This window comes from Verrucomicrobium sp. BvORR034, assembly GCF_000739635.1.
GTDB lineage: Bacteria > Verrucomicrobiota > Verrucomicrobiia > Verrucomicrobiales > Verrucomicrobiaceae > Verrucomicrobium.
In genome coordinates, this window is record NZ_BATQ01000143.1 from 16,308 (window position 1) to 29,823 (window position 13,516).

A 13,516-nucleotide genomic window follows, 5' to 3' on the forward strand; every position below is an offset into this window, starting at 1 on the left:
TCCCATGAAACCGGCTTCCGCTGTCGCATCACTGTTATTTCCGCTACTCTCCAGTTCCCTCGTCGGTGCGGGCCCTGACTTGGGGACCTTCGTCTCGGATCGCTGTCTGGACTGCCATGACGACTCCACCAAAAAAGGTGGCTTTAGCATGGAGCACCTGGACAGCGCCATCACCCCCGCCAATGCCAAGGACTGGCTGAAGGTCCTGCAGCAGATCGAGCGGCAGAACATGCCCCCAGCGGACAAAGACCAGCCCACCCGTGAAGAACGCCATGCCCTGGTGCAGACTCTGGAGGACAAGCTCGTGGCTCAAGCCCGGGCCCAGATTACGGCCGCGGGGAGTGCCGCCCACCGTCCGGCCACGCTACGTCGGCTGAACCGTACCGAGTACCGGCTCACCATTCGAGATCTGTTGCACCTGGAGGTGAGCAGCTTCGACCCCAGCCGTGAGTTCCCAGAGGACACTCGAGTGCATGGCTTCGCCAGCAACGGAGAGAAACTCGTCACCTCCAGCTTCCTGCTGCGGCAATATCTGGAGTCCGCAGAGCAGATTGTGACGCGGGCCGCGCAGTTTCGCGCCCAGCCAGAGGTGCAGCAATGGCACCTGCTGCCTCCTTTTGACCGCACCACGCGAGGCTTCGCGTACGCAGAGAATGCGTACTACCAGAAGACGCTGCGCCAACGCCCCCCTCACCAGTCACTCACAGAGCGGATGCGTGGGCTTCCCCAGGTGGGCTATGCTCCAGTGGATGAACTGCGTGCTGGCGTCCCGGAGAGTGGCTGGTACCAGATCCGTATCCGCGCCGAGGCGAAGCACCGCTACGTCGACCTGGATCCAAAAGATCCTGCCCTGGATTTGAGGAAACAAAAGTTCCCCTCTCTCTGGGATCCTTCCGAGCCCATCCGTCTGGGCCTGTACACCGGCACGCTGGAGGGCATCGATCCGGAGAACAAAGAGGCGCTGGACACTGCTGCGACGGGCTACCAGGCGGGCCAGCGTCAGCTTGCCATCTGGGACCTGCCCGATGATCAGGCCACGTGGCTGGAGTGTCGCGTGTGGCTGGATCATGGACAGTTTCCCCGCCTGGGCTTCCCCAATGGTCCTAGCGATAGCAACAACCGGCTGCGCAACTATTTCAAAGCCAACTTCGAGCGTCTGCTGAATGCAGAGCAGCGGGCCAAATACGAGCAGGACAAATCCAATGACTGGAATCTCTTCATGTGGTTTCAGTCGCCACGCATCCAGATCTCGAACGTAGAGGTCACTGGCCCTCTGCACGACACCTGGCCACCGGAGAGCCATCGGGCCATCTTTGGGAACGTGCCTTATCGCAGCCAGCTCGCCAATGCGGTGCTCAAGGAATTCGCCGTCAAAGCCTGGCGACGCCCGGTGGCTGATGCAGAATTGGTTCCCCTGCTGGCTCTGGTGCAACACTCGGAACAGGCTGGGATGAATGCAGAGGTCGCCATCCAGGAGGGCATCAAGGCCATCCTCTGTTCTCCAGAGTTCCTCTATCGCGAGGAGAAGGAATCCCGGCTCACAGACTATGAGCTAGCCTCCCGCTTGTCCTACTTCTTGTGGTCTTCCATGCCAGATGAGACCTTGATGAAGCTTGCCCGCAACGGGGAAATCGCCCGGCCACAAGTGCTGCGACGGGAGGCTCTGCGATTGCTGGCCGACCCTCGCTCAGAGGCCTTCGTGGAGGAGTTCCTCAACGGATGGCTGGACCTGCGCAAGCTCGGCACCATGGCTCCCGACGTGCACAAGTTTGCCACCTACTACGACAATGACCTCGAACCCGCCATGCGGATGGAGACGCGCCTCTACTTCCGACAGCTCCTTCACACGAACGGCCCCGCCACCCGTCTGCTGGACTCCGACTACACCCTGCTGAATCAGGATCTGGCCCGGCTCTACGGGATGAACCCGGATGTTGTCACCAAGAACCTCTCCACCCCAGTGGCGAGTCTGACTTCTCAGGAACTGGTCCCTGACGGGGCCGGCCACGCACCGTCACTCGGCTTCACACAGGTGAAGCTCGCCGATCGCCGCCGTGGCGGGGTGCTAGGCCATGCCAGTGTGCTCACGCTCACCGCGAATGGGGTGGACACCTCGCCCGTCATTCGCGGAGTGTGGCTGTTGGAAAACATCCTGGGGGCCACACCATCGCCTCCTCCGCCCAATGTACCCGCCATTGAGCCGGACATCCGTGGGGCAAAAACGATCCGTGACCAGCTCATGAAGCACCAGGCCAGCGGGAGTTGCCGCAGCTGTCATCGCCAGATTGATCCGCCGGGCTTTGCCCTGGAGAACTTCGACGCCATCGGCCGCTGGCGGGGGCACTACATCAACAACAAGACCGCCCTGCCGGTAGATGCGAGCGGTCAGTTCGGCAGCACGCATTTTGACGACGTCACCGGGTTCAAGGCGGAGTTGCTGAATCGACGCGACCAGTTCGCCCGCTGTCTGGTGGAGAAGCTCTTCATCCACGCGCTGGGCCGCGATCTGGAAGTCACGGACCGCCCGGCCATCCGTCACATCGTGGAGAGCACGGCAGAGGCCGATTTCCCGCTTCGGGAAATCATCGCCCAGTGTGTGGAGAGCGAGATCTTCCGCCAGAAATGACACTCCCACCCCGAAAACTCGGGGGGCACTCCCCGAAAGGTCCTCATCCGTCCGCGCTTTGTTTGCTCTGTTCCGCTCCATGATTTCCTCCCCGTCACGTCCCCTCTTCCCTTTCCCTCTCCCGCTTTTGGGTATTGCCGCCTTTCTGGCAGCGGGGTCTTGCCCCTCCCTCTGGTCGGCAGAGTCAACTGTCGCCGCAGGGATTGGCACCCCTGCCGGACTCGATGACGTCGTACGCCCCTTCTTCCAGCAGCACTGCAACGCCTGTCACGGGGAAAAGAAGCAGAAGGCGGATCTGCGCACGGATACCCTCCTGATCAACGCCCGCTCCCCAAAGACCATGGGGCACTGGGAGGAGATCATGAACCGGATCAATTCCGGTGACATGCCGCCTGACGATGAACCGCGCCCCGCCCCCGCTGAGGTGGCCAAGGTCGCCGAGTGGATTGTGGGCCAGCTCCGCGAAGCGGAAGCACAGCACCAGGCTTCCGGTTCAGAACGTGTCTCCTTCCGCAAACTCTCTCGGCGCGAGTACGCGAACAGCGTCCGCGACCTGCTGGGGGTGAACTTTGACGTCAAAGGACCAGCGGGGCTGCCGGAGGACCCGGACTGGCACGGCTTTGAACGCATCGGGCCAGTGCTGACATTGTCTCCCGCTCACGTGGAGAAGCACCTCGCTGCCGCAGAGGCCGTCTTGGACGAAGCCCTCTCACTGCGTCCTGAACCCAAACGCGACATCATCCGGTGGATGCCGTTTGACATGCGGTGGAAAGGCTTTGCCAAGGAGTATGAAGCCCGCGGCATCGCAGATCAGGTACGCATCGAGATCGTCCCGAACAACTACACCACAGACACCTGGCCCCTGGAGGTGAAAACCACAGGGGACTACATCCTGCGGGTGAAGCTCAGCGGTCTGCGTCCTGAAGGTGGACGGGCTCCCCGCCTGAAGGTGTACCTGTCCAGTGTGGACAAGACCTTGCTGGAGCAGGATGTGGATGCTCCTGAGAACGCGCCTGTCACAGTGGAGGCTCGGGTGCACTTGATCGCCGGGAAGTATCCCGTCCGCCTCATCAACTCCGTGCCCGGTCCCAATCCGGAAGCCCGTCGCTCCCGCCACTCTGGCACCGCCAATGCCTTCACCACCACGAAGAGCCGCGTGCCCTGGCAGATGAAGTTGACGGATGATGACTACAAGCCCATCCAGCCCACGTTGATCATCGACTCCGTGGAGTGGGACGGGCCCATCGTGGAGTCCTGGCCCACTGCGGCGCATCAGCGGGCTTTCTTCCGCGGGGCAGATGTGCCCGCACAGGCCAAGGACATCACGTATGCCCGGGAGATCCTTACCCGCTTCGCGGAGAAGGCCTGGCGTCGCCCGGTGCAGCCGGGAGAAATAGATCGTTTCCTTAAACCAGTGGAAAAAGCGCAGCAGCTTGGGGAGAGTTTTGAGTCCGCCGTTCGTGGCGGTCTTGTGGCCATCCTCTGCTCAAAGAGCTTCCTCTATCTGGAGGAGGGCAACACGACCCAGACCTCCCCCCTCCTGACCGACTGGGAGCTCGCCTCCCGCCTTTCCTACTTCTTGTGGAGCAGCATGCCAGACGACCGCCTGCTCAACCAGGCGAGGTCCGGCAGACTCCACGAACCGGAAGTACTCCGTGCTGAAGTGCGCCGTATGCTGGCCGATCCCAAGGCCGCGGAATTCTCCGACAGCTTCCCCCGCCAGTGGCTGCAGCTGCGCAAGGTGGGCATGTTCCCGCCGGACAAGGTGCTCTATCCGGAATACGATGAGAACCTGGAGCAGAGCATGGTGGCGGAGACGGTGGGGTTCTTTGGCGAGGTGCTGAAGAAGAATGACAGCCTGCGTGCTTTCCTCGATTCCGACTGGACCATGCTCAATGAGCGACTGGCCACTCACTATGGCATCCCGGGCATCCGTGGGGACAAGGTGCAGCGCGTCTCGCTCAAGCCTGATGATCATCGCGGAGGTTTGCTCACTCAGGGTGCGATTCTCAGCCTCAGCTCAGACGGCACCCGTCATCGCCCCGTGCACCGGGGCGTATGGGTACTGGAGTCCATCATCGGCAGGCCCCCGCCACCTCCACCGGCAAATGTGCCCGCCCTGACCACCCCCGCAGCAGGAGAGAAGAAGGTGACTGTGCGTGAGAAACTGGAGCAGCATCGTGCGGATCCAAACTGCACCGCCTGCCACAACAAGATCGATCCCCTGGGCGTAGCCTTTGACAACTATGACGCCATCGGTCGCTGGCGCACGGTGGAGACCGTGCGCGATGGCACCGGTGCGGACCCACAACTCGATCCCAGTGGAGCCCTGCCCGACGGCCGAGCCTTCAAGAATGGAGCCGAACTCAAGCAACTGCTCCTCTCCGACGCCGACAAGTTCGCCCTCGCCTTCACCGAAAAGATGGCCACCTACGCCCTCCGTCGCGGCATGACCTTTAGCGACCGTGAAGAACTGAAGCAGATCTCCGATCAGGCGCAGTCCACCGACTACAAGATTCAATCGCTCATCGAAGCCCTCGTCACCAGCCCTCTGTTCCAAAAAAGGTAGAGCCCCATCGCAGACGACTAACTTCACTTTTCACTTTTTACTCTCAACTTTTACTTTCCTGCGCCCATGCCTTCCATCCTTTCACAAAATTGGCTCCTCGACCGCCGCCGCTTTCTGCGCGGCCTGGGCACCACCATGGCACTGCCGCTGCTGGATGCCATGCTGCCCATGAAAGTGCGCGCCACCACCGCCAGTGTGGCGGCAGCAGCCAAGCCGCGGCGCAGCGTGTTCGTGTATGTGCCCAATGGCGTGAACGGCATGACCTGGCAGGTGAAGCAGGCCGGCCGGGACTACGAGCTTTCCGAGTCATTGAAACCGTTGGCCAAGTATAAGTCGGATTTCACCGTCTTCAGCGGCCTGCATCATCCCAACGGCCTGGGTCAGGCCCACGTCTGCGCAGACACCTGGCTCACCGGTGCCAAGATCGATGCTCAAGGTGGGCGCAAGTACGAGAACAGCGTGTCTTGCGATCAGGTCATGGCCGAGATCACGGGACAACAGACCCGTTTTCCCTCCCTGGAGCTCTCCATTTCCTCCGGCACCGGCCAGCCCTTTAACAGCAACACCCTCGCCTTCTCCCGTGATGGTGTTCCCCTCCCTGCGGATGACAGTCCACGTGTCATCTTCAACCGTCTCTTTGGTGAAGAATCCGGCGGCATCGCCGCTCAGCGTGCCCGGTTGACCAAACGTCGCAGCGTCCTGGACGCGGTCATGGATGACGCCAAGACCCTGAGACTGGCGCTGGGCACGGAAGACCGCACCAAGCTGGACGAGTACCTGCACGCTGTTCGCGATGTTGAGCAACGCACGGAGCGGCTAGACTCATGGCTGGATGTCCCCAAACCCACGGTGGACAACAAGAGCTCTGCCCCCTTCCAGAAGGATGTGCCCAAAGCCCAGGCCGGCGAATACTGGCGCACCATGTTCGACCTCATCGTCCTGGCCCTGCGCACCGATATGACACGGGTGGTCACCTACATGAACGGCAGTGAGGGCAATGGCCTCGCCATCCCGGAGATCGGCATCACCCAGGCCCGGCACAATCTTTCCCATCACAATGGCGATCCGGTCGTGTTGGAGCGCCTCGCCAAGAGCGACGCCTTCCTCATGGAACAGTTTGCCCACTTCCTGAATGAACTTCAAACGGTCAAAGACGGTGACGTCCCCCTGCTGGATCGCACCATGGTGCTCTTTGGCAGCGGCATGAGCTACGGTCACAGCCACTGCAACAGCAACCTGCCCATCCTCCTCGCCGGCGGCAGGGGCCTGGGTCTGAAGCACGGCCAGCACCTCGACTACAACCGCCCTCACCTTAAGGAGGACTACACGCTGAGCTACGACGAATGGCGCAGCCTCTGTGGCAAACCCAAGGACCCCAAAGCCCGCCTCAATAACGTGCTGCTCACCATGCTGCAGAAGATGGAGGTCAACTCGGAGACCTTCGTGGACAGCCTCGGGCCCGTGTCAGAGATCGTATAGACGGGACAATTCTGGATTGACACCATCGTGTGCATATTTCCAATAACCTCCATCTGACGCACTGACGCACTGACGCACTGACGCACTGACGCACTGACGCACTGACGCACTGACGCACTGACGCACTGACAACTCCGCCGATGCAACGCCGCCTCCTCCACGCTCTCTGCGTCCTCCTGCCCTGCAGCCCCCTCCTGCCTCCAGCGTACGCGCAGGCCGCCGAGGCCCCAGCAGCCGCCACCACCCCTTCTTCTCCAGCCGCTCCCTCCTCACCGGCATTCCCTGCTCATCACTCAGACCAGCGGATCAGTGGCGAACTGGTCAGCATCGATTTCATCCGGCGCATCGGGCAGTTCCGTGCCACCAAGACCGGTAATGTGGTAGAGTTCACGCTACCGCCCTACGGCACCGCACAGTATCTGAACTCGGAGGCATCCCTCCGTGACCTCCCGCTGGGCACCTTTTTCCTGTTTTTCCTGAACCAGGACACCCAGGGAGGCTGGACCCGGCTGGCCACCATGCAGGACCAGTACACCATGGACGCCAGCCACAGCTTCACCTACCGGCTGGATGAAGTGAAGCTGGCGGAGAACAAGCTTCTTACCACCAAGCACAGCATCAGCAAGAAACAGGAGGATCTGGGCAAGAAGGAACTGCTGCTCTCTCCCGCCACCCGCTACTGGCGCGGAGCCGACCAGATCAGACCAGAAGATCTCAAGCCCGGCGAAGAGCTGCTCTACACCCTCACAGGCAAGACTTCCTCGAACCCGGGCGTATGCACGGACATCTGGGCAGGCGTGGAAACCCACGCCCAGGCCACCAAACAGATGCGCGAGAAGTTTGATGCCTTCACCAAACATCGCGGCCTTCCTGGCTGGGTGGACAAGACCGAGGGCAGTACCGTGACTGTCACCTTCTTCAGCGGTGACGCCAAGCTGTACCAGACTCTCTACGGCGATGCGCTCGCCCAAGGCAAGGGTGGCAATCTCTGTGTCGCCAACCAGGATCTGCGCACCTGGAATCCAGGCGTGGACAAGGACGGATGCAGTATTATCTCCTCAGAGAAGATCCCTCCCGATGGCTATGGCAACAGCGGCATTCGCGCAACGTTCAAGGTCTCCAATATGCTCGAGGGATTCCGCAAGGGGCGCGTCGTCCGCTTCTTCGGATCTGGCTGGCCCACCAAGGACCAGTTCTACGGAGAGAGTCTCATGGGCTACGGATTCGGCCGGCTTCAAACCCCCGAACTCGATGAAAACCCCGCCAAGGAGTATCCCGATCAGTTTCCCTTCCGTACCGACTTTGGCAACGAACACCTGCCTTGGTACCAGATCAAACCGGGCATCGCCCCGCCGCCCTTCGCCCAACACGTGGTTCTAGGAGAACTGACGAAGGTGGATGCTGCCACTCGCACCGGCCAGTTCAAAACCGACCGCACGGGCGAGCTCATGGACTTCAGCCTCCTTCCGCAAAACCTCGGGGCGGTGAAGTATCTGAACACCGATGCCACTCTCGGCGACGTGCCGGTGGGCACCCGCTGTCGCTTTCACCTCTTCCAGGATGAGCAGGGCAAGTTCACAAAGGCCAGCCTCGTCACCGATGAATTCACGCGCCTGGCCACCAACGCCATGACCTATCGTGTAGAGTCCATCCAGCCCACGCCAAATTCCTCCGATCCCTCCAGCGTCACGGTGAATGTAAGCTGGCAGATCCCCGAGGTGAAGAACTACAACGGCGACATGGAACGCCCGCCCGACATCGGCCGCAGCCTCATCCGTCTCAACAAAGACACCAAAGTGTGGAAAGGGAAACTTGAGACACCCGCCGCACTTAAGGATCTCGCCGTGGGCGACGCCCTCATCATCAACCTCACCGGTGACTTCGCCAACGCCCCGGCAGTCTGCACCGAAGTTTGGGTCGGCACAGACCTTCACAAGGCCCTGGCTGAAGCCCAGAAGAATAAAGCCAAGCTCGCTGCTGGGAAGAACGCCATACCAGCTCCGAACAAGTGACCTTGAGGGGGCATGCTGTGGCACCCCGGGTGTCATCGAGGAAGCGATGTCCCTCAGCGCATTCAATAGACCGTCCAGCTCACCTGAACCCGTAGTTCTGCGCAGGCCAACCATTCTAACGAACCTGAGGAGACGCCGCGCCTACACAACGCTTTCAGCATCGCAAACTTCTACCCTGTCCAAGCAATGTGCTCGCTGGCAGAAAGCACTTCAGAATAATTTGCCACGCTGTTTGCCCCCTCGTAGGTCATCGTCTTTTACGTTGAGACGGAGATTTTTTGCCGACTTTTAGCGGTTCGATCTCCCCTGCTGCCAGCTCGGCCTCGATTTCGGCAATACTCGGCAAACTTCCCTTGAGATCTTTGGGCAACGACTGAGTCAGCCGAGTTTGCCATTCTGCTACGCCAACGGGTTTCTTCAGATCCCGCAGGGCATATTCGACCACGAACTTGTTGCGTGATCGGCAGAGCAGCAGGCCAATCGTCGGCTTGTCGTCAGTGTGTCGAAGCAAGTCATCGACAGCAGAAAGGTAAAGATTGAGCTGTCCAACAAATGCCGCATCAAATGCCACCGACTTCAATTCTACCACCACGAAGCAACGCAAGCGAAGGTGATAGAACAAAAGATCAATGTAGAAATCCTCGTTTCCAATTTCCAGGTGCACTTGCCTGCCCACAAACGCAAACCCAGCCCCCAGCTCAAGAAGAAACTTCTGGATGTGATCAACCAGTGCCGCCTCCATCTCGCGCTCCGTCCTTGGCTCTGCCGTCCCGAGAAAATCAAACAGATAGGGGTCTTTGAAAATTTGGACCGCCAGATCAGACTGGGCTGGAGGCAGCGTGAGCTCGAAATTGTTCGTCAACTTTCCGGTTCGTTCATGGGCCTGACCTTGAATTTGCAGAATCAGGACGTTGTGCGACCAGCCACACTCAAGTATTTTCTCGGCGTACCACAACCTGACCTGCGGCTGGTCGAGCTTCTCCAAGAGAGCGATATTGTGATACCATGTAATTTGTGCAAGAGGCCCTTGCACAATTGCCTTCTTCGGCCAAGCCTCAGCAAAAGCACGCATATACTTGAGGTTGCGAGGACTCAGCCCCTTCATGTCGGGAAACGCTTCGCGAAGATCTGACGAGAGCCTGTCGATCACCTTTGCTCCCCATCCTTCGGCAGATTGACGTTCCAGTATGACACGCCCAACATCCCAATAGAGCAAGACCATGGCCGCGTTTGCAGCAAGAACTGCCCGCACCCTTTCTTTCTCAATTCTTAGCTTGAGCTCCTGTAAGGCGGTCCCATACGCATCTGGAAGCCCCAGTTTAGAAGATGCAGCAGTGAACCTTGCTTGGCCCTTCGCACGCCCCAAAGATGATCGAGCTTCAGGTTTGGCTGAGCGACCAAACTCCGAACTTTTTGATCCTGACGGCCGAGTACGCTTCTTCATTTTTTCCGGTGCAACGATGCGCCGGAAAGATGCCCGCACGAAAAAAACGTTCAACCATTCAATGATGCAACTTTGACACCTCTCTGACGGTGCAGAAGCACAATTCAGCTAGAATCCCCTTACCCGCTTTTCGTAATCCTTATACCCAGGGTATCGCCTCCTCATCAATCCCTCCTCCAACCGCGCCTTCGCGATCAACCACACGGTCAAGAGCCCGGAAGCCAACATCCCAGCGAAGCTCCCCCAGACGACTGACCAGCCAAAGGCCACATGCATCAGGCTGCTATACAGGGGATGCCTCACGCGTGCATACACGCCATGGGTCACCAGTTGACCACCCTTCAGCGGCTGCGGGTGAGGTGAACGACTGCCCCCAAGATCCCGGACCCCGGCGATGCCGAGCCATGCCCCTCGTAGAATCAAAGCACCTCCCAACACCTGCACTCCCCAGCGGGACACTCCTTCAAAGTGATTCCCAAACCCAGCCGCCACAGGACCGAGAATCAGGACCACCACACAAAGGAGGTTTTGAATCCAGATCCAAAGGTGCGAAGGCATCACCACCCACTACCTTCGCCCAGAAACTCAGTCATCTAAAAAGATCACAGCTCTGTGTCTCTGTGGTTGAACCTCAGTATCTCCCTCCATCACTCCACCGCCTTCTTCGCCCTCTCGGCACGTGCCTGCCTCGCCGCCTTGTAGCCCACCAGTTTACGCTTGCCTTCATCCCACAGCCGGAAGGTCAGCGACTTCAAACTCTTGCGCAACGTCAACGGCGGCACGCTTTGGAAGAGAGGCTCGGACTTGTGAGCGCGCTCCAGGCGATAGTTGGGGATACGCGGGCTGAGATGGTGAATGTGGTGGTAACCAATGTTCCCGGAGAACCACTGGAGGATCTTGGGAAGCTTGTAGAATGAGCTGCCTTGCAGTGCTGCCTGGGCAAAGTCCCACTCGTCATGCCGCTCCCAATACACGTCCTCAAACTGGTGCTGCACATAAAACAGCCACACACCCGCGGTGCCGGCCACAATCAAGATCGTGAGCTGGATGATGAGATATGCCTTCCAGCCAAAGGCCCAGGTCAGCAGGCCCGCGATGGCCAGCAGCATCAGGTTGGTGACGTAAACTGAACGACGCTCCTTCTCCTTCGCTCCTTTGACGGCAAACCGGTTCAAGACGAGGAAAAGGCCCAGCGGAGCCAAGGCGAACAAGACCACTGGATTGCGAGACAGCTTGTACGAAAAACGCTTCCAACGTGAGGCATCAAGGTATTCCTGAACGGTGAGAGTCCATACATCTCCCATGCCGCGACGGTCCAGATTCCCCGCGCTGGCGTGGTGCACCGTGTGTTCCCACTTCCAGTGCTGGTACGGTGTGAAGGTCAGGACGCCGGTGATGAAACCGAGAATGTCGTTCGCGCGACGCGAAGCATAGAAGGAGCCGTGGGTGCAGTCGTGAAAGATGATAAAGGTGCGCACCACAAATCCTCCGGCCAGGATGGCCAGCGGCACCACCAACCAGTACGACACCGACATCGCCCAGTACATGAGCGCCCACAGGGCCACGTACGGCACCAGCGTGTTCACCACCTGCCAGCTCGCGCGCCAGGAGGAGGGCACCTGGTACTTACGCACAATCTCCTTCCAAGACTCCGATACCGGTTCTGGGTGAGGGACGGGGGCAGCGCCAAACAGCCCCGCATTGAGCGCGTTCTGATTCTTCATCTCAACAACGATACGCCAGAAAAGCCACACGCAATACCCGTTTCCATGGCTGCCGAACCCGCCCACGTGGAGGCAACTTTTCAGATTCGTTCGTTTTTTCCATGAACTCATCCATTCACAGCACCCCCCCTTCAGGCGTCCAATCAGCCCCCCAGGCTCAACGAAGCGCGTCGCTGCTTCAATTTCCCAACCATCATTTCTCCATGTATCCGCATCCGCGACTGTTGAGATAGATGCAAAAGGGGCATAATAAAAAGCAATACCCGCCCTCTCGCGCCTAGCGCATTCCATTAATACCATAGCCACTCTACACAAAGCCCTACACCGGAGCCCATTGGCCTTGAGCCTCGCATCCCGTTAAACTCTCAAAAATCTTGTTAATCCTGTCTCAAAAAGACATCCATCACGCGACTCTTATCTCGCAAAAATGAGGTAGTTTCCTGTAGTCTCACGCAGCCTCCACCCCTCTGCCGCCATGCCATTGAGCACAGCTTCCAAGGTTCCGACCGGGCCGCCTGAGGCTCTTGCCACGGACACTGCCGAGATGTCCACCACCTTGTATTGCTCAATGCGTGGAGCTGTCTGCAAGGTGCCCCCCGTCGACCCAGGAGGAGCTTCCACCACCACATTCTGGGCACGGGCTGACGAAGGAGTCAGCCCGCCGAGGGAAATCAATCCCGCCGCCACCGCGGCAACCAAACTTGCACCGGCTCCCGCGCCGGCAAACAGAAGAGAAGTTCTCAAGTTCATGGAGTTCACAGGTGAATTGTTCTTGGTCTGATTGAAAAACTCACATTCTCTGGAGGCCTCCGCTACAGCGGGGGGAGCCATGTTTCACGGATGACACTTATCGCCCGGCATTACCTGTACCAGTGCCAGTGCCTGTGCCGGAACCGGAGGTTCCACTAGATGGGCGAGTCCCTCCACTATTTGTGCCAGCGCCAGTGCTCGTCCCTGTATTCTGCCCTGCCGCAGGGGTGCGCCGATTGATCTCGTTAGACGCCGGGCTTCCAGGGGTCAGGTTCGATCCGCCTGCGGTGGGTTGGGTCGTGTTTGATCCTCTGGCCGGCACCGCATTCGGGTTCGTGGTATTGCTGTTGAAGTCCGTGCTCCGCGCTCCCGGCACCGTCCCGGTGGCCCCCGTGTTGGTGGCAGCAGGGTTGGTAACTGAATTGTTTTCACCACCATTGCCCGTGTTTCCACGGTTCATGTTGCCATTGCTGTTGTTGTTATTCGGAGCCGTGGCGTTGGGGTTCGTGTTCGTTACAGTGCCGCCTGCAGCCGGCCCCGTGTTCACCGCATTTTCTCCCGGAATGCCCCCGCTCACTCCCGTACCCGGTCCAATGATGACTGGCAGTCCCGGATTGGCCACACCGCCGTTCGGATCGCGATCTGTAGAACTGCGAGAGCTTCGATCATTGCTTCCACTGCCAGCAGCACCTGGAGAAGTCATGTTCTTCCCGTTTTGCTGGAAATTGCCAGACGGGGTAGCCGGGCTGCCCGTCGCTGGAGCGAGTCCGGAGAGGTTCTCACCCGTGACCCCTCGGTCAGGATAACCGGGATTGCCCCCCAGAGGCGGAAGCGAGGCACGGTCTGCCGCTGCGCCAGCATTGGCCGGTGTCGCGGGCGGCGGGTTGGGATCCGTCGTCGCCGCTGATCCGT

7 protein-coding genes and 1 pseudogene are annotated in these 13,516 nt (G+C 59.5%); 4 read left to right on the forward strand and 4 right to left on the reverse strand.

The annotated features are described in order from the left end of the window. The first annotated feature begins 4 nt into the window (after positions 1 to 4). From BV034_RS25205 to BV034_RS25220, 4 genes are all read left to right on the forward strand, one after another. On the forward strand, positions 5 to 2,626 hold the full coding sequence (locus tag BV034_RS25205) for a DUF1592 domain-containing protein (protein ID WP_050029728.1): 2,622 nt from the start codon (positions 5 to 7) through the stop codon (positions 2,624 to 2,626). 79 nt (positions 2,627 to 2,705) lie between these two features. Beyond that, positions 2,706 to 5,195, forward strand: a complete 2,490-nt coding sequence (locus BV034_RS25210) for a DUF1592 domain-containing protein (RefSeq protein ID WP_265593457.1) — start codon at positions 2,706 to 2,708, stop codon at positions 5,193 to 5,195. 66 nt (positions 5,196 to 5,261) lie between these two features. After that, complete coding sequence (locus BV034_RS25215; protein ID WP_050029729.1) at positions 5,262 to 6,674, forward strand: DUF1552 domain-containing protein; 1,413 nt, start codon at positions 5,262 to 5,264, stop codon at positions 6,672 to 6,674. Positions 6,675 to 6,814: 140 nt separating this feature from the next. Beyond that, positions 6,815 to 8,686, forward strand: a complete 1,872-nt coding sequence (locus tag BV034_RS25220; protein WP_050029730.1) for a hypothetical protein — start codon at positions 6,815 to 6,817, stop codon at positions 8,684 to 8,686. Between the two features lie 247 nt (positions 8,687 to 8,933). On the opposite strand, the gene BV034_RS25225 is transcribed toward BV034_RS25220, so the two are convergent. The 4 genes and pseudogenes from BV034_RS25225 to BV034_RS25245 all read right to left on the reverse strand — a co-directional run. After that, entirely contained in the window at positions 8,934 to 10,130 is a 1,197-nt protein-coding gene (locus BV034_RS25225; protein WP_265593458.1) for a PDDEXK nuclease domain-containing protein, read from the reverse strand. 647 nt (positions 10,131 to 10,777) lie between these two features. Further along, positions 10,778 to 11,854 (reverse strand): fatty acid desaturase, encoded by a 1,077-nt coding sequence (locus tag BV034_RS25235; RefSeq protein ID WP_081888101.1) that lies wholly within the window; start codon positions 11,852 to 11,854, stop codon positions 10,778 to 10,780. 414 nt (positions 11,855 to 12,268) lie between these two features. Then, the gene (locus tag BV034_RS25240) at positions 12,269 to 12,604 is read right to left on the reverse strand and encodes a hypothetical protein (protein ID WP_265593459.1); all 336 of its coding nucleotides are present in this window, start codon (positions 12,602 to 12,604) and stop codon (positions 12,269 to 12,271) included. 97 nt (positions 12,605 to 12,701) lie between these two features. After that, positions 12,702 to 13,516, reverse strand: a pseudogene (locus tag BV034_RS25245) (hypothetical protein); the annotation flags it as partial.